Consider the following 22086-nt stretch of genomic DNA (forward strand, 5'->3'; position numbering starts at 1 on the left):
CCCGGTAAAGCGCGATGAACCAAAAAAAAGCCAGCACCCGAGCTGGCTAAGTAAACACTGGAAGCAATGTGAGCAATGTCGTGCCTTCGCAGCGAGAGTATCAAGGGTTGATGCCCTCCCCGGAACGCATCGCAATAATAATCATTATCATTCGCACCTGTAAAGCGTTTTTTTTGACCCGTTCAAATAATATTGACTCAAGGCAGTAAACGGATAAATTCAGAGGTTATTCAACCGGTAAACAACAGGAGCAGCGAGATGAGCGAGATCGTGATACGCCACGTGGAAACTACGGATGCGCAAGCCCTGCATCATCTTTATTCTCAGACGCCCGTCTATCGCGATACGCTGCAGCTCCCGCTACCGTCCGTCGAGTCCTGGCAGAAGCGCCTCGCCAATCCCGAACCAGGCACGCATAACCTGGCGGCCTTCATCGACGGGCAGCTTGCCGGCCAGCTGGCCGTCATGCTGAACCAGCGCGTGCGCCGCCGCCACGTGGCCACCTTCGGCATCGGCGTCGATCCGCGCTACCACGGCAAAGGCGTCGGTAGCCGCCTGATGCAGGCGATGATAGACCTGTGCGACAACTGGGCGGCCATCGAGCGCATCGAGCTGACGGTGTTCACCGACAACCCGGCGGCCATGGCGCTGTACCGCAAATTCGGTTTCGAGATAGAGGGCACCAGCCGCGCCTATGCCATGCGCGACGGCGTATTGGTCGACGCCTACCATATGGCGCGTTTGCGCTCCGGGCAGCCGCACGGCGATGCGTAATCGTCCCCATCCACAGGGGCCGCTGCGCCAGCCCCTGTGCATCAACCGCCGAACCTTTTTACAAGCGCTGGCCGGCCTGACCGCCGCCGTCGGCATATTCTCTCCTCTCACCCCGTTAGGTGCCGCTATGCCAACTTCCGCCGCCGGGCGCCCAGGCGCCCGCAACCTGATTACCGATGTGCCGGGCCTGAAGGTCGGCGCGGCGCAAGACAGCCGGGTGCGTACCGGCACAACGGTTATCCTGCCGGACAGCCCGGCGATCGCCGCCGTAGACGTACGCGGCGGCGGCCCCGCCACCCGGGAAACCGACGCGCTGGGTGAAGACAATCTGGTACAGACCGTCGATGCGCTGACGTTCAGCGGCGGCTCGGTTTACGGCCTGGCGGCGGCGGATGGCGTCGCGGCCTGGCTGGGGCAACAGGGCCGAGGCTACGCGCTGCGCCCGGCCCCCGGCGTGCCTGTCTCCCCTATCGTGCCCACCGCCTGCCTGTACGATCTGGCCAACGGTGGCGACAAAAACTGGCAGCTCACGCCGCCGTATCGCCAACTGGGCATCGATGCGGTCGGCAAGGCCGGGCTGGACTTTCCGCTGGGCACCGTCGGCGCCGGCTATGGCGCCATGACCGGCATGGGTAAGCTGAAAGGCGGCCTCGGCTCGGCATCTATCATTGCCGCCAATGGCGCTACCGTCGGCGCACTGGTAGCGGTCAACAGTTTGGGTGCGGTGGTCGCGCCCGGCACCCGCGCCTTCTGGGCGACCCCCTATGAAATTGACGGTGAATTCGGCAACGGCGGCGCAGCGGCGCTGGCGCAACTGCGCGCGCAGGGCGAAGATTGGATGGAACAAGAGCCGCAGGGCGGCAGAAAGAACACCACCCTGGCCTGCATCGCCACCGACCTGGCGCTGACGCGGGTGGAGTTGAAACGGGTGGCCATCATGGCGCAAGACGGCATGGCGCGCGCCATCCGCCCGCTGCACAGCCCGTTTGACGGCGACGTGGTGTTCGCCCTGTCCACCGGGCAACGCGAGGTTCAGGGCAGCCGCGAACTGGCGGTGCTGCAGATCGGCGCGCTGGCGGCGGACACCCTGGCCCGGGCGATCGCCCGTGGCGTACATGCCGCCACGCCGTGGCCCGGCAGCCAGGTCGCAACCTGGCAAACGCTCGGCGGCTAACACGCCGCCACCAAAAAAGTGCCGGTGTCAATTCTTTCGCGCAAATCAAGAAGGACTTGAAACCGTATATGGGACAGTAGGTTAGCTCCTTTCGGGGCCGCTTAGAAGAAGAGCGGCGTTGTCGGCTAGGAGCGACATAGGAGCGTTGGGAGAGAAAGCCGCATCGCACTGTGTAGTGCTGGATTGCCGAGGAACGGCGGGCCTGTCGCATCATCATAGCCCAACAGGCTCGGCGGCATCCAGAATGAAGAACGCGCAGCCTGGGCTGCGCGTTCGATGGATGCCGTTGAATAGCATGCGGTGCAATCATGGCGGCTTCGGTGGTGTGCTGCGGGTCGCCGTGCCCTTCCTGAATCCTCGATCCCCCGCCATGAACGCTTCCAGCATATGCGGGATCAGCGTCGCCGCATCAACGGCCTCGCCATACGCCTGCGCGTGTAGCGCGGCGTAGCGGTCGAGGTCGACTTTCAAGCTGGTCGGGCAAACGAAAGTCAGCTTGGTGCTCTCGGTCTTCGGCAGCGGGCCGAGCCGCAGCTTCTTGGTCGTGCTCATCGTGAAGTCCCCCGGTTGAAGAACAGCGGCTGGTACGGCCGCAGCACCAGATCCCGGTTGACGATGATGCGAACCGGCAGGCCCGGCCGTTGCGTTAAGGTCGGCTGGATGTTGAGGTTGCGCCGGGTCATCTCCTGGCCGACCTGATTGATGCTGTCCTGCGCGCTGTCGCGCCCAGCGATGATGACGCGATCACCATCCTGCCGGTTCTCCGGCGCGGCCAGCTCGGCACCGACGCCCAGCAGCGTGGTGAGTGCCGCACCGGCAAAGATGCGGCCCCAGTGGTAGTCCACATCGTCCTCCAGCCCGGCATAGCCGGCTGGGTCGGTGCCGGCCAGGTTGTCGAGCGTGAGCGAAGACGTGTCCGGCAGGATGATCCGGTTCCAGACGACTTGAACGCGGCTCTGCCCGTAGCTGACCTGGCTGTTGTATTTGCCCAGGATGCGCGAACCCTGCGGAATCAGCAGGAAGCGCCCGGTGGCTGTGTCATAGACCGGCTCCGTCACCGTGGCGATCACGTCGCCGGGCAAGTCCGACTTGATGCCCGTCACCAAGGCACCTGCGACCACTGTTCCGGCCATAACCTGATACGGCGAAATTGGCAGAGTCAGATTGCCGGAATTACGGGTTTCAGTGGGGCCAGCTTTCATGAAAGCCTCTTTCTGGTCTTGCCGGTTTTGCACCGCTGTCGGGTCAGCAGGTTGGGCCGCCGTGGAGGCCGGCCCGGCCGCCAGCGGGTCAAACGCCGCATTGGCGGCGAAGCCCGGCGCAGCGGCCACCTGTGTCTGCGCTACCGGCGCCGCATTCTGCCCACCCGAGCGGAAGAACACGGACGAGGCCGCGGCCGCCTCGGCTTCTTTTCGCAGGGCATCGTTCGGGTCGTGACCGGGGGCCGCGTAGGCAGCCGTCGCCGGTTGCTGCGACTTCACGATAGCCGGGCCAAGATCGCCCGGCAGCGGTGGCCCTAGTTCGGGAACGGCAGGCAGCAACGCCGGCGGCAGCTTGGAATAGTCCGTCGGCAGCGCATCCAGTCCTTCCGACTTTGACACGCGATCGACGTTGTAAAGCTCGGTCTGCTCGCCTGTGCTGCGTCGATGAGGTTGCAGCGACCACATCAGCGCGCCGAGCACGGCGACCGCTAGGACGCCGGCAAGGATGGCCAGCGAGCGCCGGTTCAGGCGTGTGACTGGACGCGGCTGGGCGCGCAGCGCCACTGCCTCCGGCGCCACCTTGTCCGCCTGCGGCGCGGCAAGGTCGGGAGTGTCATCCTGGCTCATGGTCAGTTCCTCCGTGCAACACCATCGGTGCGCTCGATCCGCACCACGTCGCCGCCATCGCCGCCCAGCCGCAGTTCGGCCGCGCCGAACAGGCGATCCACGACGTAGTACGGCGAGCGAAAACGGTAGTTCACCAGTTGCCCGTCGCCCTGCGCGCCGATGACAAACAGCGGCGGCAGCTCGCCCTGGGCGATGCCCGGCGGGAACTGGATATAGACCTTCTCTCCATCATCGAAGGCGCGCAGAGGCTTCCACGGCGGGTTGCTGCCCGATACCGCGTAGCGGAAGCGGATCTTGTCCAGCGACAGGCCCGTATCGACAGGCGTTGTTGCCTGCGCTGCCTGCGCCTGGCGCTGCAACGCGAGCATTCGGTCTTTCGGATAGTCCCAGGACACCGACGCCATCCATGCCCTCTCGGTCGAGGTCAGCTCCAGCAGGTAGGTGCGCCGACTGGTGGTGATGACGAGATTGGTTTTCAGACCGGAGCGGATAGGCTTGACCAGCACATTGACGCGCAGATCGGCCCCGCCGCCGCTGGACGTGTCGCCCACGATCCAGCGCACGGTATCGCCGGCGGCGACCGTTACCAGTTCCTCGCCCGGTTGAAGCGAAACCACCGTCACGCGCCCCGGCGACGCATAGACCTGATAAAGCGCGCCATCGGTGAACGGCCACACCTGAATCGCGTTGACGTAGCCCTCACGGGTAGGCGCGATACGCGCTTCTGCATTGGCACGGGAAACGCGCACCTTTTCGTCGGCCGGCTCCGGCGCAACGGGGGCCTCATCGAGTTCCGGCAGGGGCTTCAACTGCGCCGGCAGCGCCAGCGGTTCAGGGACGGCGACGACTTCGACGGGCTTGGGCGGTTCGGGCAACGGCTGGGCCAGCACCGTCTCGTCGAGCGAGATGGATGGCGGCGGCTTCCCCTGCGAGGCGCAGCCCGCGAGGGCCAGCAGCGTCAAAGGAACAACGTAAAGGCGGAAACGAAGTTTCATGGTTTGGCTCCTTCGGAAGAATCCAGTTCGCGGCTCCATGACAGGCCGTTGACGTAGATACCCAATGGGTTCTTGAGCAGGCGCTGTTCAGTACGCGGGGTTTGCAGGACGGTCGAAAGCACGGCGTTCCAGCGTTCGGTGCCGGCGGGCGCACCGTTGACATAGCGCTGCTCTGTCCAGCGCACGTTGAAAGACGTGTCGCTCGCGCGAACCACGCTGGTGATTTGCACCGTTACCGATTCCTTGCCGATGCGGGCGAATGGGTCATTGGTGCGGGCGTAGTCGTTGAGCACCGCCGCGCCCTTGTCGGTGGTGTAGTCGTAGGCATCGAGCCAGTTCTGCCGCACCACGATGGGGTCGATGGACAGCGAGCGAACCAGCGTCACGAAGCGCGCCAGGTGGTGCGCGATCTGCGCGTCGCCGGGCCGGTACGGCGTGGCGGCCTCTCCCACGGCGCGCACCTGCCCGGCTTGATCGACCTCGATGACATAGGGCGTCACGATGGACTGCGCCGAGCGCCACACCAGGCCGCCGGCCATCAACAGCGCGAGCACTAGGCAGCCGAAGGCCATCAGGCGCCAATTCTTCGCCTGCACGCGGGCGGAGCCGATACGGTCGTCCCACACCTGGGCGGCGGCTTGATACGGGGTGGCAGGCTGCGGCGTATCGGCGTAGCGCACCTGCGGTCGTTTGAATCGCATGGGTGTTCTCCTTGAAGGTTAGGTATCGGAATCCCGCAGGCTCGGGCCTTGCCCGGAGCCGCCGCCGTCGCCGCCGCGCAGCGTGTGGGCGGCAGTGGTCGCGGCATGGGTAGCCTGCTGGCGGCGGTGCATCCGCTTGGCCCAGGCCGGTTGCTCTTGCTTCTGCGAGCCTGCGGTGCCGTCTGCGGTCTGGCCGGGGCCAGCACCGTCGCTGCCGGCTTCTGTGCCGTTCCAGCCAGCGCGGAAGGAGTCGGCCACCTTCTGCCCAACAGCGGAAGCACCAGAGGTGACGCTGCGGCCTGCGGCTTGTGCGCCAGTCTTGGCGACATTGCCGAGGCCAGCCGCCGCGCCCTTGGCACCGCCGCCGGCCGCAGCGGAACCGGCCTGGAACGCCGATCGGGCACTGCCGGCCGCCGAAGTCGCGGCACGCGCACCGGCACCGGCCAGCTTTGCGGCCGCCGGGGCCATTCGTGCCCCGGCCATGACGGCGCCGCCCACGCCCGTTACGGCGGCGCCGATGGCAACGCCGGTGCCGACAGCCCCGACCGCAGCACCAGCCATCGCGCCCGCACCAAGCTGTGGCGCACCGGACACCAGGCCGGTGGCGATACCGGGGCCGAAAATGCCCAGCGCCAGCAGCGCGAGCGAGGCCAGCATCACGACCAGCGCGTGGTCGATGGATGGTTCGTCGGGATGCACCTGGAACTCGGCGAACAGGCCTGAACCGATGCCGACGATGACGGCCAGCACCAAGACCTTGATGCCTGACGACACCACGTTGCCTAGCACCTTTTCCGCGAGGAACGAGGTCTTGTTCCAGAGTGCAAACGGGATCAAGACGAAGCCGGCGAGCGTAGTCAGTTTGAACTCGATCAGCGTGATGAAAAGCTGTACGGCCAGCACGAAGAAGCAGAGGATCACCACCAGCCAGGCGATGAACAGAACCACGATAGGGTCGATGTTCACGAACACCTCGGGGAACCCAGCCATGTCCCCGATCTGTTCCAGAATCGGCGCGGCTGCGTCGATGCCGGTCTTCGCCAGCCGGCCCGGCTGAAGGAAGTTCTCCATCGTGATGGCCGAGCCGGTAGCGGTAATTCCCAAGCCGGCGAACGAGCGGAACACGATGCTCGCCAGCCAGTTGAAGTTGCCGATGATGTAGGCGAACGCGCCGACACAGAGCACCTTGCGCAGCAGCTTGGCGATCACGTCGTCGCCCTGGCCGGTGGCGTGGCTCATGGCCCAATACAGGCCAGCGATCGTCATGTCGATGACGATGAGCGTGGCGGTGAGAAATGCCACTTCGCCCTGCAATAAGCCGAAGCCCGAGTCGATGTAGCGCGAGAACGTATCGAGGAAACGGTCGATGATGGTCACGTCGTTCATGGCGAATCCTCGGGCGGAGTGAGCGGAACGGCGCCCTCTGGCAATTCATCTGCGGGCGTATCGAAGCTCGGCGGAATCGGCGGGAGTTCAGCCAGCGAGTTGTATTCATCCGGCCCGGTATGGCCGGCGAAGAAGCGCCGCCGGAAGGCTTCAGCGGCGGCGCGGCAGGCATCCTCGCCCACGGCCTGCCGGTCGGCCGCGCATTGCCCGCGCAACGCCTTGAGCCGCACCGGATCTGCGGCCAGGGCGTCGGCCAGGTTCTCGGCCGGCTGCTGGCCGCACGCGGTCAGCAGCACGGCCATCAGGACGGAAGCGCATCGCATGGCCGCCTCCGGTCAGTTGTTATAGAAGTTGACGGACTGCGGCGTGTACGGCGTGCCGGTGCCCAGAAAGCGCCGCCGCACTTCGCGGGCGCGCTCCATAGCCGCCGCTTGCCGCGCCAGTTCCAGTGAAGCGGCCCGGTCTTGCGTGATCTGGAGCTGCTGCGCCTGGATCGACTGCTTGGCCTGCAAAGCCAGGAGCTGGTTCGTCGCCTGCATCGCTTGCAGCGCGCCGGTGGCCGACTGGCTCTGGCTCACGAGATCGGCCAGCGCGCTTTCGTCTTGGGCGAGGTTCTGCGACACCTGCGCCTGCATCCGCATCGCGGTGTGCAAGCCGTTCAAGGTGTTCTGCCAGCGTTCGCGGGCGTCCTGTGCCATGCGGTCGCCGCTGATGGTGGCGGCGTACTGTTCCGGGTACAGGCGGGCGAACGTGGCATCCATGCTCTGCACGTCGTAGGCCAAGCCGCGCGCCTCGGCGATCAGGCGCTCGGTGGTGGCGAGCGTCGAGCGCAGGCGGTTGACGATGTTGAAGTCGAGATTTGCCAGGTTCCTGGCCTGGTTCATCAACATCTGCGCCTCGTTCTGAAGCTGGTTGATCTGGTTGTTGATCTGTTCCAGCGTGCGCACGGCGGTCAGCGTGTTCTGCACGAAGTTGGACGGGTCGAACACCGTCAGCGCGGATGCGGGCTGCACGGCCAGCAGCGATACCGACAGCACGGCAGCGAGTGAGACAGAGAGCAAACGGGGCTTGGTCTTCATGGTGAAACCTCCAGCGGTTGAGAAGCGAGAAAGGAAGCTGCCGCCGGAGCGGACGGCAGCAGGTCGGCGGCCCAGCCGAGGCCGCGATGGCGCAGCCACGCGCCGGCGAAGCCGGGAGCGCCGGCCTGCGTCAGCACGCGGTCAATATCGCGTTGGTCTTGAGGGGTGGATGCGCCCGCGAATGCGAGCGCGACAGGCCCCAGGTCGAGGTCGAACAGGCGATTGCCGAGGCGCGACTGGTAGTAGTAATCGCGCTTGGGCTGTGCGGTCGCCACGATCTCAATCTGGCGGCTGTTCAAGCCGAAGCCTTCGTAGATCGTGCGAATCTGCGGCTCGGTGGCCTGCGGGTTAGGTAAGAAGATCCTGCTCGCGCAGCTTTCGATGATGGCTGGCGCGATGGTCGAGTCCTTGATGTCGGCCAGCGACTGCGTGGCAAAGATGACGCTGACGTTCTTTTTTCTGAGCGTCTTGAGCCATTGCCGGATGCGGGCCGCGAAGGACGGCTCATCGAGGAACAGCCACGCTTCATCGAGGATCAGCAGCGTGGGCGCGCCGTCAAAACGTTCGTCGAAGCGGGCGAACAGGTAGCGCAGCACTGCTTGCACGGCGGCGGGGCTGTGCATCAGTTCTTCCATCTCAAAGCCCTGCACGTCGGCCATGCCCAGCCGGTCGTGGTCAGCGTCCAGCAGCTTGCCGTGGGCGCCGCCCAACACATAGGGCGCGAGCGCTTGGCGCAGCGCGTTGGACTGCAATAACACCGACAAGCCGGTCATGGTGCGCTGCTCCACTGGCGCACCGGCAAGGCTTCGCAGCGCCGACCAAATGGCAGCCTTCTCGTCCGGGCCGACCGTCACGCCTTCGTGCAGCAGCCGGCCCTCCACCCATTCGGCGGCCCAGGTGCGGTAGCCCTCGTGGGCTATTCGCGCGAGTGGCTGGAAGGCGATGCCGCCATCGGCACCGAGGTCGTAGTGCTCACCGCCAAGGCCGAGGATGGTGGCGCGCATCGAGCGCCCCATGTCGAAGGCGAAGATCCGCGAGCCGAAGTAGCGCCGGAACTGCATGGCCAATATGGCGAGCAGCACCGACTTGCCCATGCCGGTCGGCCCGGCGACAAGGGTGTGCCCCACGTCGCCGATGTGCGTCACCAGCCGGAACGGCGTCGCGCCATCGGTGCGGGTGACGATCAGCGGCGGGCCATCGAGGTGTTCGTTCTTCTCCGGCCCAGCCCATACCGCTGACATCGGCATCATGTGCGCCAGGTTCAGCGTCGAAACGATGGGCTGACGCACGTTCGCGTATGCGTTGCCGGGGACGGACGACAGCCAGGCATCGACTGCGTTGAGGGTTTCGGGGATGGTCACGAAACCCCGGCCCTGGATGACGCGCTCCACCATGCGCAGCTTCTCGTCGGCCACGGCCGGGTCGGCGTCGAGCACCGTCACCGTGGCGGTGAGGTAGCCGAAGGCGACTTGATCGCTGCCCAGCTCCTGCAAGGCGGCATCGGCGTCGGCGGCCTTGTTGCTGGCATCGGTATCGACCAGCGGGCTTTCCTGCTGAAAGATCGTTTCGCGCAGCAGCGCGATGACGTTCTTGCGCTTGGCGAACCATTGGCGCCGCAAGCGCCCCAATTCCCGTTCCGCCTCGGCTTTGTCCAGGCACAGGAAGCGCGTACTCCAGCGATACGCAAAGCCCAGGCGGTTGAGGTCGTCCAAGATCCCCGGCCAGGTCGAGGTCGGGAAGCCTCGTACCGACACCACGCGCAGGTGCTGATCGCCCAGCATGGGCGCCAGGCCGCCGACCAGCGCGGCATCGGCCAGCAGTGCGTCGATATGGAACGGCACGTCGGGCACGCCGACGCGATAGCGCCGCGTGGAGACTGTGGCATGCAGGTAGGTCAGCGTCTGGCTATCGTCCAGCCAGGCAATCTCCGGCATCACACCATCGAGCAGGTCGAACACGCGATCGGTCTCTGCCACGAAGGAATCAAGCCGACCACGCCAGTCCACACCCTCAGTGGGCCGGTTCTCGTACAGCATCCCAGCCGCACGGGCGCGAGACTCTTGCGGCGGTAGGTGTTGCAACGTGAAGTGATAGACGCTCTCGAAATGGCCATCCGACTCCTCGAACGCCGCGCGTCGCTCCTCATCCACCAGCCAGGACAGTGGTTCGGGAAAGGAGGATTGCGGATAGCTCGATGCCCGCATCCGCTCGGCCTCGATATAGAAGGCCCAGCCAGACCCGGTACGGCGAAGCGCGTTGTTCTGCCGCGCCGACGTGGCAATCAGCTCGCCCTGTGTCGCACTGTCCAAGTCGGGGCCGCGAAACTGGAACGTGCGTTGAAACGAACCATCTTTGTTCAGCACAACGCCCGGCGCGACCAGCCCGGCCCAGGGCAGCCAGTCGGCAAGCAAGGCCGGGCGCTGACGATATTCGGCAAGGTTCAGCATGGCGTCCTCCCCTCACACGTCCAGAAGCGGGCGGTGTTTGATATGCCGCGCGAAGACCTGCATGAACTGCGGATCGACGCGCGCACCCCATACGGCCAGCGAGTGGCCGACGATCCAGAGCACCACGCCGGGAATCCACAGTTGCAGGCCCAGCCCGACGGCGGCGGCTAGCGTGCCGTTGGCAATCGCCACGGTGCGCGGCGCACCGCCCAGCAGGATCGGCTCGGTCAGCGAGCGATGCAGCGGCACTTCAAAGCCCGGAAGATCGGTGGCCTTACTCATACGACGGCCCCTCCGGAGAAGCTGAAGAACGACAGGAAGAACGAGGACGCGGCGAACGCGATGGACAGGCCGAACACGATCTGGATCAGCTTGCGAAAGCCGCCGCTGGTATCACCGAACGCCAGCGCAAGCCCCGTCGAGATGATGATGATCACCGCCACGATCCGGGCGACTGGCCCTTGGATGGATTCGAGGATGGAGGTCAGCGGCCCTTCCCACGGCATCGAGGAACCGGCGGCCTGCGCCGTGCCCGCCAGCAACAGCATCAGCGCGGCCAGCAGCAGCCCTTGCCCTGCGGGACGGGCCAGGTGGCGCAGCCGCGCCATGCTGGACAGGCGAGAAATAGGATTTACGGAAAGACGGAAAGCATCAACGTGCGTCATGGCAGTTCTCCAGGTTGGTCAGGGGTCGAGGAAGGCGCAGCGGCAGCGGCTGCAAGAGGAACCGGCGGCAGCTCGGGAAACGGCGTTTCCAGCGCATCTGTCAGGCGATAGCCCGCACCGTCGAAGCCGACGACACGGGAGATGGTTTCGACGTGACGTTTGCGGCCACGGCCTGCGATGTGAATCACCACGTTGACCGCCTCGGCGATCAGGGCGCGGGGCGGATTCACTGCCACTTCGAGGATCAGTTGCTCCAGACGCAGCAGTGCGCCCAAGGCGGAGCCGGCATGGATGGTGGCAATGCCGCCGGGGTGGCCGGTGCCCCAGACCTTCACCAAGTCCAGGGCTTCGCCGCCACGCACTTCGCCGACGATCACGCGGTCAGGCCGCAGGCGCATCGTGGCCCGCACCAGCTCGGTCATTGTGACGACGCCGGCGCGGGTGCGCAGCGGCACATGGTCGCGGGCCGCGCATTGCAGCTCGATGGTGTCTTCGAGCACCAGCACGCGGTCGCCTGTGGCGGCGATCTCGGCCAGCAGCGCGTTCGCCAGCGTGGTCTTGCCGGTGCTGGTGCCGCCGGCGATCAGGATGTTCTGCCGCTCGCGCACGGCGCGGCGCAGGAACTCGGCCTGCCCGGCGGTCAGGATGCCGTCGGCCACGTAGCGATCCAGGCCGATGATGCTCACGGCCCGCTTGCGTAGCGCGAAGGCTGGCCCCGGGGCGGCCGGAGGCAGGATGCCCTCGAAACGCTCGCCGGTTTCCGGCAACTCGGCGGTCAAGAGCGGCTGGCCGCGATGCACCTCCGCGCCGACATGCGCGGCGACCAGGCGGATGATGCGTTCACCATCGGCCTCGGGCATCTCCACGCCCAGCGGCGAGCGACCCGACGACAGCCGATCCACCCACAGGGTGCGATCGGGGTTGAGCATGATTTCCACAACATCCGGATCTTCGAGCGCAGCGGCGATCAGCGGCCCCATCGCCGTGCGCAGCATCTGGATGCGGCGATCCTGGGACGCCGCGGCGGATGAGCGAGATTCAGGCGGAATCTGCGGAACGGCACTCATGACGCACGCTCTGCAGCTCGCTCATCGGCGGACGCCATCGCTGCTGCGTCATCCATCCGCATCGGATCGGGGTGCAGTTCCTCCACCACGTCGCGCACCAGACTGCGGCCACGCAGCAGGTGGCGACCCAACTGCTCGACGAACTGCTCGAAGCGCGCTTTGCCCTGGGCGCGGGCCGCGTCCTTGTGGGCTTCTGGCACCGGCGTGCTGATGGTCAAGAAATAGCGGATGAACAGCGCCAGCGTTTCGATCTGGATGTTCTGGTCGCGCTCCATGCGTTCGGTCTGCCGCGACAGTCGATCCAGCCGCTTGGCAATGGCGGCCTCACGCTGGTCGCCCGCATCGGGTGACAGCCAGGACGCCAAGGCCGCTGCGACGATGGAGGACTTGGACACGCCTTTCTTGGCGGCAAGTTCATCCAGGCGCTTGGCGTGCTCGGGCTGGATGAAAAGATTGAGGCGGTATTGGCTCATAGGTCGATTCCGTCGTTGGGGTCGAGAGAAGCCAGCCGGGCCGTGCGCTGCATGGCCGGGTCGAGCTGGCCGGGAAGCGGGAGCGCCAGGTCGTCGTCATCGAGCAGCTCCAGGTCGTTCGCACACGCGTCCAACTCGGGCTCGTAGGCGACGGTTTCGGAGAGTTCGAGCTGGCGGCGCGGGCCGCCGTCATCGGTGCCGCCCGGACCATCGGCGGATACCGAGGTCGGCGCCGTAGGTACGGCCGGGATCGCCAAGCCGCTCCAGTCGTCGGGGCGGGCTGGCGGCGCGTCGGCGTACCTCCCGACTGCGAGCACGGGCGGTGGCAGGACGCGATCCTTGAAATTGGCGTCGACGTAGTAACGCAGCTTCTTCGCGCGGATCGGGGCAACGCTGGACACCATGACTACGGCGTCCTCAGGTGGAAGCTGCATCACCTCGCCGGGCGTCAGCAGCGGACGTGCAGTTTCCTGACGCGACACCATCAGGTGCCCCAGCCACGGAGCGAGGCGGTGGCCCGCGTAGTTGCGCTGCGCGCGAAGCTCGGTGGCGGTGCCGAGGGTTTCGGAAATCCTTTTCGCCGTCCTTTCGTCGTTGGTGGCGAAAGTCACCCGGACATGGCAGTTGTCGAGGATGGAATGGTTCTGCCCATACGCCTTGTCGATCTGGTTCAGGCTTTGAGCGATGAGAAAGCTGCGGATGCCGTAGCCGGCCATGAAGGCAAGCGCGGACTCGAAAAAATCGAGGCGACCCAGCGCCGGAAACTCGTCCAGCATCAGCAGCAGCTTGTGCCGGCGCGCGATGCCATCGCTGCCGTCGAGCGATTCGGTCAGCCGCCGCCCGATCTGGTTCAAGATGAGCCGGATCAGCGGCTTGGTGCGGCTTATGTCGGAGGGCGGCACCACCAGATAGAGCGATACCGGGTGCTCGGCGGAAATCAGGTCGGCGATGCGCCAATCGCAGCGCGATGTGACTTCGGCCACGGTCGGGTCGCGGTACAGGCCGAGAAACGACATGGCGGTGGAGAGCACGCCCGATCGCTCGTTGTCCGACTTGTTGAGCACTTCGCGGGCAGCGGATGCGACAACCGGGTGAGGCGCATCGCCCAGGTGCTTCGTCGTCATCATCCGGTGCAGCGTCAGCTCGAACGGACACGCCGGGTCGCTGAGGAAGTTGGCGACGCCGCGCAGCGTCTTGTCCTCGCCTGCGTACAGAACATGCAAGATTGCACCGACCAGTAGCGCGTGGCTGGTCTTCTCCCAATGATTGCGCTTCTCTAACGCACCTTCAGGGTCAACCAGAATGTCGGCGATGTTCTGCACGTCGCGCACTTCATGTGCGCCGCGCCGGACTTCAAGCAGCGGGTTGTAGGCGGCCGACTGCCTATCGGTGGGGTTGAAAAGCAGGCAGTGCGAAAAGCGCGAACGCCAGCCCGCCGTGATCTTCCAGTTCTCTCCCTTAATGTCGTGAATGACGGCGGACGCCGGCCACGAAAGCAACGTAGGCACCACCAAGCCCACGCCCTTGCCCGAGCGCGTGGGTGCGAAGCTCAGGACATGTTCCGGCCCCTCATGTCGGAGGTATTGGTCGTCGTGTTGGCCGAGGAAGACGCCCGCCGGGAGGGTCAGTCCAGCTTTGCGGATGTCGACGGCATCGGCCCAGCGTGCCGAACCATAAGTCGTAACCAGCCGCGACTGCCGAGAACGCCATACCGACATGGCGATGGCGACGAGTAAAGCGAACAAACCGCTACCACCCGCAATCGCACCGCCTGTGTCGAAGACGTGCGGCGCGTAGGCATCAAAGAAGAACCACCATTCGAACAAGCGCCACGGGTGATAAACCGGTACACCTAGAAGATCGAACCAGGGCGATCCGAGGCGTACTTGATAGCCAAGGGTCGCTGCTGTCCATTGTGTGGCGCCCCAGACGCCGGCGATCACGATGCCGATTACCACAGCGATCTGGCCGAACAGAACGTTCGTCCCTTGCATGACCTGTCCTCCGATTTCTCCTGCGCTGGTGTCTCATTGAAAGCGTTGCACAGGGGGTGTCGCAGGCGTCAGGATCGGTTCTGGGCTAGTGCCGGTCAAAGACCGTTCGCAGCACAATGGTCGAGGGAAAAGAAAGAATGAGCGCGGTGGCGAGTCAAAGAAAAGCGCCGCAAGCGAAAGCGCACTGCGGCGCATACAGAGTTCCAAGCAAGTTACCCAAAAAAAGCCGTCAATGGGCCTTGCTTCCACTCATAGGCAATATTTAGATATCATGAAAAACGATGATATTTAAGATTGGAATAAAAATGAAAAATATCAAGAGTATGGATCTCAACTTGCTCAAGGCGCTGGACGCATTGTTAGACGAACGCAATGTGACACGGGCGGCGGCCCGTCTGGGACTAACCCAGCCGGCCTTGAGTGGCATGCTGACGCGGTTGCGCGAGAGCTTCGGTGACCCGCTTTTCGCGCGCTCGCAGCGGGGTATCGTTCCAACGCAGCGGGCGCTGGATCTAGGGATGCCTGTCAAGCAGGTGCTCGCCGAAATCGACGCGCTGCTCCAGCCACCTTCCTTCAATCCGGCCACCGCACAACTGACCTTCTCCATCGCCGCGACGGACTATGCGCTGCGTGCCGTTGCTGTCCCATTTCTATCGGCACTTAAACGGCACGCACCGCGTGTACGAGTCTCATTAGTGCCAGTCGAGAGCGGGCAGCTACAGAACCAGCTTGAGCGCGGTCAGATCGATTTAGCCCTCCTGACGCCAGAGATCACTCCGCCAAATCTGCATGCCCGAGAGCTGTTCAAGGAACACTATGTGTGTGTCCTGCGGGAAGACCATCCTGCGGCTATGGGGCGCAAGCTGACCGTTAAACAGTTCTGTGCTCTCGACCATGCGCTTGTTTCCTACGATGGTGGAGGTTTCCGCGGCGTCACCGACGATGCGCTAGAACAGTTGGGCAAACGACGCAGCGTCACACTGTCGGTCAAGAGCTTTCTGATCTTGCCAGACATCCTGCGTGCCAGTGACATGGTTGCGATCTTGCCGAGCCGCTTGGTCGCCGGTATGGACAAGCTGGCTATCTCCCTGCCGCCGGTGAAGATACCGGGGTTCACCAAGACGGCTGCTTGGCACGAACGCACCCATCACGATCCAGCACATCGCTGGATACGAGCACTGCTGTTCACTTCCTGTGCTAACAACAAGTAGGCAAGATCGCTCCTATCGTCATGCTCAGCACAACTCTACCTCGCACTACAAATAAGCAATCAGTCGGCTCAATTGGAGACGCGCCCTTTCGTAGCGCCGCTGCGAGATAGCCTAGTCGGTGGATGGCAGAACCTAGGCCTTGATATCATATTTTATGATATCAAAAATAGAAACTTAGGATTTCACTTATTGCAGATGGAGGCTCATGATTTGCTCCATGACCACTTGAATGACGCAGCCACCCCTGTTGCGTCATCGACATTTTGTGAAGGAGCTTCGATATGAGCAAGCAACAGAACGCCATCCTCTGGCCCGAAGGCTACACGCCGGGCTTTACTGAGAATTTCGCCTCCAATGAGATCATCGCCGCCGGCTTGAGCGCGGCCGACGTATGGCCTCTACTCGTCACACCATCGCTGTGGCCAAGCTACTACGCCAACTCGGCTAACGTGTGCTTTCATGACGGCAAAGGCCCGGTACTGGCCGACGGCGATCGGTTTTACTTCGAGACCTTCGGCTTCCCGGTAGAGGGGCAGTGCAACGAATACGTGCCACCTGCGGATGGGCAACCCGGCCGCGTGGCCTGGCACGGCTGGTCCGGCGAGGAAGGCACAGATACGCGCCTGGATGTGCATCACGCCTGGCTGGTTGAGAACCTGGACGGCAGGCGCGTGCGCATCCTCACGCAGGAAACTCAGAAGGGCAAACCGGCCGAGGAGCTGCACAACGCCAAACCCAACCCGATGATCAACGGCCATCAGGACTGGCTCGACAGCTTGGTCGAGGCAGCGCGCAAAGCCAAGCAGGCGTAGTGGTCTCCGGCCGCTTGATCCCAAGCGTCTGAACGGAGAAAACCATGATGAGAACTCCCCTCAGGATTCTGCTGGTCCTGACTTCGCAGGCAACGATGGGCGACGAACTGCTCAACCGCGAATGGTTCCGCAGTCGGACCGAAGCGAAGGTGCTGATCGAACGTTGGCGACAGTTCTACAACGAGCAGCGGCCGCATAGCGCGCATGCTTACAAACCGCCGGCGACGATCCGGCGCAACTGGATCCAATCCGATAGCATCCCCTCCGAACTCACTGCCTGACTGGCTACAAAGTTCGTACTCAGGTCACCTTGGCGCAGGCACTGAAGGTGGAGCCACCCGGAATGGGTGCTCCCACCGCCTTACGCGCACTGGCTCGAACTCTCCCGAGGCGCCGGCAAGCTCGTCACATAGCGACTAGAGAGAGGAGGTGACCGTACGAGTTCCCAGCGCCCGATCCACTCTGGGAGCTGGGTCGCCTAGCGACTACGCTACCAATGGAGCTAGCGATCAACTCGATAACTTGAGCGTGATAACGCCCAGGATGATCAACGCCACGCCAAGGTATCGCATCAGGGAGGTTGGGTCGCCATAGAAATGAATTCCGACTAAGAAAGTTCCCGCCGCTCCGATACCCGTCCACACCGCATAAGCAGTCCCAATCGGTATCTGACGCTGAGCAAGCCATAGGAAGGCGCCGCTAATTGTCATGAAAGAGACGGCTACTGCGACCCCACTCCAACGCGATGTTGGCTCTTGCGCCATTTTCAGCCCGACCGGCCATCCGATTTCAAACAATCCAGCCAAAACAAGATAGATCCAACCCATTGCGATTCTCCTTCAAATTTTTCATATCCGGCATACATACTCCGGCATGACCACCAGCTTAGAACTTCGGCGGCTCTTTAGGCGTGGTGTGGGGCACATCGCCATCTTCGTAAAAGCGCTTTCGCGTAGCCTCGGCAACCCGGTTACATAGTTGGTCGCCCAGCATTGGTCGATCCAACTTGCATTGCTTGCGCAACTCTTTCAGACGCTCAGGATTGAGCGCTAATTCATCGACTGTCGGAAGGTTGGCTTTATCTGGTTTCCCAGATGGGCTGCAGGCTGCCAATGTCGAGGAAAGCAATATGAGAGCAATCTTCTTCATGGTTAATTTTCTTTGGGAGATTGTGTGATGGTTTACCGCCGACCTTTGGCATCTGGAGATTTGATCGAATGAACGCGTTCCATGAAGCGAGTCAGCATTTCTGACGGCTCGCTGGCCGGCCGTAGTAGATAGGTCGTGAGCATTGGCGAACGTCCAGTCAGCGGCCGTGCGACCACCCCCTGTTCCCTGCTGGCTGTGATATGCGCGCCTCCTGTGAGGCCTAGTGCAAGTCCCGCCGAAACCAGGACCATCATTAGATCGCTGGAAGTCACGCGTTCGGCAATCAGTGGCTCTATGTCCACGCGACGTAGCACCCGTTCAACTTGCCGAGCATGGCCCTCACACGCCACCGCGTCGCAGAGCACCAGCGGATACCGCAACAGCTCTTCTAGGGGAATCTGTTTGTGGGATAGCAAGGGGTGCCGTGCGGGCACAGCTACCATCAGAGGGTCACTCCACACCGGCACGGCGATGATGCCTTCGCCGACTTCATCCGATTGAGCGAAGCCGAGATCGTACAGTTCGCCACACAATCCCTTGATTTGCTGTGCCAAAGGCACCTCGAAGAAGCGAACTTCCACTTCCGGCTCTTCCTGCCGGCAGAGCGCCAACAACGCAGGCAGGCGCGATGGCGTGATTCCATCAGACAATGCAATACGGAGCTGGCAATGAAAGCCATTGGCTGCGGCGTTCACACTGTCGCGCGCCTGCTGCAAAGCTGCGAAGACACGCGGCACGCTCTCAAAGAAGAGCCTGCCCGCACGAGTCAAGCGGGTGCTCCGAGTGGTTCTCGCAAATAGCGCTACGCCCAACTCTTCCTCAAGTTCCTTGATGGCGCGCGACAGCGGCGATGTCTCTATGTGGAGGCGCTCTGCGGCTCGGGCAAAGTGCAGCTCCTCTGCCACCGCCAGAAAGTAGCGCAGGTGTCGAATTTCCATGTTCGCATTCCTCATCACTCAGGCCTCACCACCTTCGCCTTGCGTCACGCTATTTAGCTAGCCTTCGCAAGCTGCTCCAGCATGTTTCTGCGATCAAACAGGAGAGCCGGATAATGCTTTTGCCAGGACGCCCCATTGCATGGCTGTCTCGGCCCGCGTGCGGATCAGCGAAGCCTGCGCTGACAGCACCCCGGCCTCAGCCTCGGCCACCACCGTGGCGTCCACTTGTCCCGCCTCGAACAGACGTCGGCTGCGATCGAGCTGACGCTCCGCGACTGCGACACCCTCGGCCTGATGCTCCAGTGCTGCGTGCTGCGTATGCCAACCGAGATATGCGTTCTCTACGTCCTGCAAAGCACTCAACAAAGTGCGCTCGAACTCCGCACGGGCAGCTCGGCTGCGCGCCTCTCCGGTCTCGATGCCGGCACGGATCGCGCCACCATCGAAGATCGGCAACGACACCCCGGCCCCAAGTGAAAAAATGTTTCCAGTGATGCGGGTTCCCACACTCTCTACGCGCTGCCGTCCGCCGCTCAGGTCCAACACCAGCCTGGGGAAGCGTTCGCCTTCGGCTGCGTTCCAGCGCGCGGTTTCGGCGGCGAACTTCGCTTCGGCGGCGCGCACGTCGGGCCGCTCACTCAGCAGGTCCGCAGGTATGCGTGTCGGTGTCCAGTCCGGGACGGCGAGCGACGCAAGAGTTGGGGAAGCTGCAGGCGCTCCGGGCGTTTGTCCCACTAGTACATCGAGTGCATGCGTCGCCTCGCCGCGCGCACGCCGCAGTTGCTCTTGCTCCACGCGCAGTGCGACGACGCCGGCGCGGGTACGCTCGATGTCGAAGCCGGTAGCTTGTCCGGCCTCGAACTTCCGTTGCATCAGCAAGACGAGTCGTTCTGCGGATGCCAGCCGCGCCGCGGCTAGCGCTTCGAGCTCACTGGCTTGGCGCTGCTGCACAGCCGCCGACACTGTTTCAAACGCGACCTGCCACCGCATCCAGGCGCGCACCTTCTGCTGCCTGCGAAAGCCGTCCCGACAGGTCTGCCTCCCACGATGCGGACAACGTGGCGCGGCCATCATTGCCGATTGCAACGTTCTCTGAATAGTCGCGTCCTCGAGTTGCCTGCGTGCCCGCGGACAACGAGGGGAGCAGGGAGGCCCGTGCTCGCCGCGTGGCGGCCGATGCCTCGTCCACGCGCGCTCGCGCAATCGTCAGTTCGGTATTGCGCTCCAGCGCCGCCCGGACCAAGGCATTGAGGTGCGGATCGCCGTAGGCCGTCCACCAATCGACGGGAAGAGTACGGCGGGACGATTTGTCCAAGATGCCTTCACCTCCCTCTTCATTTGAGAAATGGGCCGGTACATCCAGGCGAGGTGGATCGGCAGAGTGCGGGGCATGGCTGCAGGCCGCAAGAAGCAGTAGCGGAGAAATCATGGCAATGAGGCGATAGCGTTCAAGAATTTGAGACATGGCAGCTCCTTGCGTTCCGAAAAAGTCTTGACGGACTGTTGTATGGCTTCTACTATACCGTCTGGACTGTATATGACTCAAGCTTTTTTGGAGCACGACCATGCCGCCCCGCGCGAAAACAAAGTTGCCCCCCCCGTCCACTGCCCATAGCAGCGCCGATGCGCAGCCCGGCCTCCAGCAAGGAGCCCAGCGAACTCGCGACCGCATCCTGCAGGCCGCCCGCGAACTGGTGCTGGAGGAAAGTGCCAGTCGCTTGACACTGGACGCCGTCGTTGTGCGGGCCGGGTTGAGCAAAGGGGCGTTTCTCTATCACTTCAAGACCAAACGCGATTTGTTCGTGACACTGATCGACGAGATGATCCGGGCGTTCGACGCGGTACAAGCCAATCACGAGCGCAGGTTTGCCGGAGATCCGGACCCCTGGCTGTCGAGCCAGGTGGAAGCGATGCCCGACGACGAGATGCAGAAGATGGGCGCAGCGCTGCTCGCGGCAGCTGCGGAAGATCCAACACTTCTCGACCCACTGCGCGAGTGGTACCGCGTGCAGTACGAACGCGTGCGTCGATCCCCGCGTGGCACCGAGACCGCGGCACTCATCATGCTGGCATTGGATGGCGCCCTGTTCGCCGATCTTCTGGGTTTGCCAATACTCGCACCCGCAGAGCGGCGGCATTTCTTTCGGGCGCTCCAGGATCTCGCCTCGGGCCATCTCGAACTTGTCCCGGCAAAAGGACGCACATGAGTCGCGTCCGTAGCGGTGTCATGACCGCGTGCGCACCGCGCTCCTTGGCGGTTGCTTGCACACTATCCATTTCGACTCTGCTCTCAGGGTGCGGAAACTCGCAATCCACCGTATCCGAGCCTCCGCGCGCAGTGAAGCTCGCCGCCGCGCAGTCGGATCTCCCGCATAGCTCTCGCATCGAATTGACTGGCTCGGCGCGAGCAACCGAGCGCAGCATCCTAGGATTTGAAACAGGAGGACGGATCGCCAAGTTGAACGTCGACGTGGGTGAACGGTTCTCCCGCGGCCAAGTCCTGGCAGAACTTGATGCGCAACCTGACCGGCTTCGCGTGACACAAGCGCAAGCATCCCTGGCGGCCGCCGAAGCCGGCCTGATGGATCGACGTGTACAGACAGATCAACAGCGCCGGTTGCTCGAAAGCGAAGTCATCTCCCCTGCTGCGTTCGAGAGCGCGAAGGCGCAGCTAGCGGTCGCAGAGGGTCAAGCGCGCACTGCCAAGGCGGCGCTTGGCCTGGCCGAACGAGCACAACGTGGCACGATGATCGTCGCTCCTTTCGATGGTGTCGTGGCGGAAAAGCTGGCTTTGGCGTTCACCGACATTGCTGCTGGTGCGCCGGTATTTCAGGTCGACGGCGTGCGCAGTGGCACTGAGATCATCGCGAACGCGTCTACTACACAGGCACCTCACATAGATGTCGGCCAACGCGCAGAACTGAGCTGGAGCGGAGCCGAACAACCAATCCGAGCGGTGGTACGTCGTGTCGGTCTGCGCGCCGAAAATGGCTCGCTCCTACCCGTGGTGCTAGTGCCTGAAGATAACGCGCAAGCGCGCGCACTTCGGCCAGGTATTCCCGTACAGGTCGTGCTCGACGCACCTGCGGCAACCTCCAAGACCTCTCGGCCCGAGACTGTATCCATACCTTATGCCTCGCTGGTGCTCGGCACGAAGCCGGGCGAGGCTTCCGTCTTCGTCTACACCCCTGAAGATAAGAAGGTGCACCGTCGCGCGGTGCGCTTCACGCCGGTACAGGAAGGAGACAGCGCGCGCGTCCTCGCTGGACTCAAGCCCGGCGAGACGGTGGTTGCCGCCGGAGGAGGATGGCTCACCGATGGACAGCCAGTGACACCACTGGAAGCCACCACTCAATTGACCAAGCGCTAACGCGATCCACCAGGTTACTTCA

24 protein-coding genes and 1 pseudogene are annotated in these 22086 nt (G+C 63.5%); 7 read left to right on the top strand and 18 right to left on the bottom strand.

What is annotated here, in order from left to right; all coding sequences use genetic code 11:
* Positions 1–258: 258 nt before the first annotated feature.
* Both HMPREF3138_RS05605 and HMPREF3138_RS05610 read left to right on the top strand, forming a co-directional pair.
* Positions 259–774, top strand: a complete 516-nt coding sequence (locus HMPREF3138_RS05605; RefSeq protein WP_038871421.1) for a GNAT family N-acetyltransferase — start codon at positions 259–261, stop codon at positions 772–774.
* Entirely contained in the window at positions 767–1948 is a 1182-nt protein-coding gene (locus tag HMPREF3138_RS05610; RefSeq protein WP_038871423.1) for a P1 family peptidase, read from the top strand. The genes HMPREF3138_RS05605 and HMPREF3138_RS05610 overlap by 8 nt, the downstream gene beginning before the upstream one ends.
* 306 nt (positions 1949–2254) lie before the next feature.
* On the opposite strand, the gene HMPREF3138_RS05615 is transcribed toward HMPREF3138_RS05610, so the two are convergent.
* Genes HMPREF3138_RS05615 through HMPREF3138_RS05675 form a run of 13 tightly spaced genes read right to left on the bottom strand, consistent with a single transcriptional unit; the run spans position 2255 to position 14584 of the window.
* On the bottom strand, positions 2255–2500 hold the full coding sequence (locus tag HMPREF3138_RS05615; protein WP_000108283.1) for a DUF2274 domain-containing protein: 246 nt from the start codon (positions 2498–2500) through the stop codon (positions 2255–2257).
* The gene (locus tag HMPREF3138_RS05620) at positions 2497–3777 is read right to left on the bottom strand and encodes a TraB/TrbI/VirB10 family type IV secretion system protein (RefSeq protein ID WP_003092274.1); all 1281 of its coding nucleotides are present in this window, start codon (positions 3775–3777) and stop codon (positions 2497–2499) included. The genes HMPREF3138_RS05615 and HMPREF3138_RS05620 overlap by 4 nt, the downstream gene beginning before the upstream one ends.
* A gap of 2 nt (positions 3778–3779) precedes the next feature.
* Positions 3780–4772, bottom strand: coding sequence for a P-type conjugative transfer protein TrbG (gene trbG, locus HMPREF3138_RS05625; protein WP_000776560.1), 993 nt, complete (start codon positions 4770–4772; stop codon positions 3780–3782).
* Positions 4769–5473, bottom strand: coding sequence for a conjugal transfer protein TrbF (trbF, locus tag HMPREF3138_RS05630; protein WP_001211312.1), 705 nt, complete (start codon positions 5471–5473; stop codon positions 4769–4771). Before trbF ends, trbG begins: the two co-directional genes overlap by 4 nt.
* Before the next feature lie 18 nt (positions 5474–5491).
* A complete protein-coding gene (gene trbL / locus HMPREF3138_RS05635) occupies positions 5492–6859 on the bottom strand; it encodes a P-type conjugative transfer protein TrbL (RefSeq protein WP_001000746.1) in 1368 nt (455 codons plus the stop codon).
* Positions 6856–7182: a hypothetical protein gene (locus tag HMPREF3138_RS05640; RefSeq protein WP_014603538.1), complete on the bottom strand. Its 327-nt coding sequence runs from the start codon at positions 7180–7182 to the stop codon at positions 6856–6858. The genes trbL and HMPREF3138_RS05640 overlap by 4 nt, the downstream gene beginning before the upstream one ends.
* Positions 7183–7194: 12 nt before the next feature.
* Entirely contained in the window at positions 7195–7938 is a 744-nt protein-coding gene (gene trbJ, locus HMPREF3138_RS05645) for a P-type conjugative transfer protein TrbJ (RefSeq protein ID WP_003092277.1), read from the bottom strand.
* Positions 7935–10385, bottom strand: a complete 2451-nt coding sequence (gene trbE / locus HMPREF3138_RS05650; protein WP_000933135.1) for a conjugal transfer protein TrbE — start codon at positions 10383–10385, stop codon at positions 7935–7937. Before trbE ends, trbJ begins: the two co-directional genes overlap by 4 nt.
* Positions 10386–10397: 12 nt before the next feature.
* Positions 10398–10667, bottom strand: a complete 270-nt coding sequence (locus HMPREF3138_RS05655) for a VirB3 family type IV secretion system protein (protein WP_003092280.1) — start codon at positions 10665–10667, stop codon at positions 10398–10400.
* Entirely contained in the window at positions 10664–11050 is a 387-nt protein-coding gene (locus HMPREF3138_RS05660) for a TrbC/VirB2 family type IV secretion system protein (protein ID WP_000150010.1), read from the bottom strand. The genes HMPREF3138_RS05655 and HMPREF3138_RS05660 overlap by 4 nt, the downstream gene beginning before the upstream one ends.
* Positions 11047–12117: a P-type conjugative transfer ATPase TrbB gene (trbB, locus tag HMPREF3138_RS05665; RefSeq protein WP_023093367.1), complete on the bottom strand. Its 1071-nt coding sequence runs from the start codon at positions 12115–12117 to the stop codon at positions 11047–11049. The genes HMPREF3138_RS05660 and trbB overlap by 4 nt, the downstream gene beginning before the upstream one ends.
* Positions 12114–12590: a ribbon-helix-helix protein, CopG family gene (locus HMPREF3138_RS05670; protein WP_000085131.1), complete on the bottom strand. Its 477-nt coding sequence runs from the start codon at positions 12588–12590 to the stop codon at positions 12114–12116. Before HMPREF3138_RS05670 ends, trbB begins: the two co-directional genes overlap by 4 nt.
* The gene (locus tag HMPREF3138_RS05675) at positions 12587–14584 is read right to left on the bottom strand and encodes a conjugal transfer protein TraG (protein ID WP_001163195.1); all 1998 of its coding nucleotides are present in this window, start codon (positions 14582–14584) and stop codon (positions 12587–12589) included. Before HMPREF3138_RS05675 ends, HMPREF3138_RS05670 begins: the two co-directional genes overlap by 4 nt.
* Before the next feature lie 305 nt (positions 14585–14889).
* Here HMPREF3138_RS05675 and HMPREF3138_RS05680 point away from each other — a divergent pair, with 305 nt between their 5' ends.
* The 3 genes and pseudogenes from HMPREF3138_RS05680 to HMPREF3138_RS05690 form a co-directional block, all read left to right on the top strand.
* On the top strand, positions 14890–15795 hold the full coding sequence (locus tag HMPREF3138_RS05680; RefSeq protein WP_023093368.1) for a LysR family transcriptional regulator: 906 nt from the start codon (positions 14890–14892) through the stop codon (positions 15793–15795).
* 281 nt (positions 15796–16076) lie between these two features.
* Positions 16077–16607: an SRPBCC family protein gene (locus HMPREF3138_RS05685; protein WP_000043569.1), complete on the top strand. Its 531-nt coding sequence runs from the start codon at positions 16077–16079 to the stop codon at positions 16605–16607.
* A gap of 101 nt (positions 16608–16708) precedes the next feature.
* Positions 16709–16888, top strand: a pseudogene (locus HMPREF3138_RS05690) (integrase core domain-containing protein); the annotation flags it as partial.
* A 228-nt stretch (positions 16889–17116) separates the two neighbouring features.
* Here HMPREF3138_RS05690 and HMPREF3138_RS05695 read toward each other — a convergent pair.
* The 5 genes from HMPREF3138_RS05695 to HMPREF3138_RS26975 all read right to left on the bottom strand — a co-directional run bounded on the left by HMPREF3138_RS05695 (position 17117) and on the right by HMPREF3138_RS26975 (position 20159).
* Complete coding sequence (locus HMPREF3138_RS05695; protein ID WP_000539741.1) at positions 17117–17434, bottom strand: DMT family transporter; 318 nt, start codon at positions 17432–17434, stop codon at positions 17117–17119.
* A 58-nt stretch (positions 17435–17492) separates the two neighbouring features.
* Positions 17493–17756 (bottom strand): EexN family lipoprotein, encoded by a 264-nt coding sequence (locus HMPREF3138_RS05700; RefSeq protein WP_000717310.1) that lies wholly within the window; start codon positions 17754–17756, stop codon positions 17493–17495.
* A 32-nt stretch (positions 17757–17788) separates the two neighbouring features.
* Positions 17789–18694, bottom strand: a complete 906-nt coding sequence (locus tag HMPREF3138_RS05705; protein WP_000405670.1) for a LysR family transcriptional regulator — start codon at positions 18692–18694, stop codon at positions 17789–17791.
* Between the two features lie 93 nt (positions 18695–18787).
* The gene (locus HMPREF3138_RS26970) at positions 18788–19684 is read right to left on the bottom strand and encodes a TolC family protein (protein WP_230122661.1); all 897 of its coding nucleotides are present in this window, start codon (positions 19682–19684) and stop codon (positions 18788–18790) included.
* Positions 19662–20159: a TolC family protein gene (locus tag HMPREF3138_RS26975; RefSeq protein ID WP_230122663.1), complete on the bottom strand. Its 498-nt coding sequence runs from the start codon at positions 20157–20159 to the stop codon at positions 19662–19664. The genes HMPREF3138_RS26970 and HMPREF3138_RS26975 overlap by 23 nt, the downstream gene beginning before the upstream one ends.
* A gap of 100 nt (positions 20160–20259) precedes the next feature.
* On the opposite strand from HMPREF3138_RS26975, the gene HMPREF3138_RS05715 reads away from it, so the two are divergent.
* Both HMPREF3138_RS05715 and HMPREF3138_RS05720 read left to right on the top strand, forming a co-directional pair.
* Positions 20260–20901, top strand: coding sequence for a TetR/AcrR family transcriptional regulator (locus HMPREF3138_RS05715; RefSeq protein WP_070558827.1), 642 nt, complete (start codon positions 20260–20262; stop codon positions 20899–20901).
* Between the two features lie 20 nt (positions 20902–20921).
* Positions 20922–22064, top strand: a complete 1143-nt coding sequence (locus HMPREF3138_RS05720; RefSeq protein WP_223294861.1) for an efflux RND transporter periplasmic adaptor subunit — start codon at positions 20922–20924, stop codon at positions 22062–22064.
* Positions 22065–22086: the final 22 nt, after the last annotated feature.

The sequence above is a fragment of the Serratia sp. HMSC15F11 genome (assembly GCF_001808215.1).
Taxonomy (GTDB): domain Bacteria; phylum Pseudomonadota; class Gammaproteobacteria; order Enterobacterales; family Enterobacteriaceae; genus Serratia; species Serratia nevei.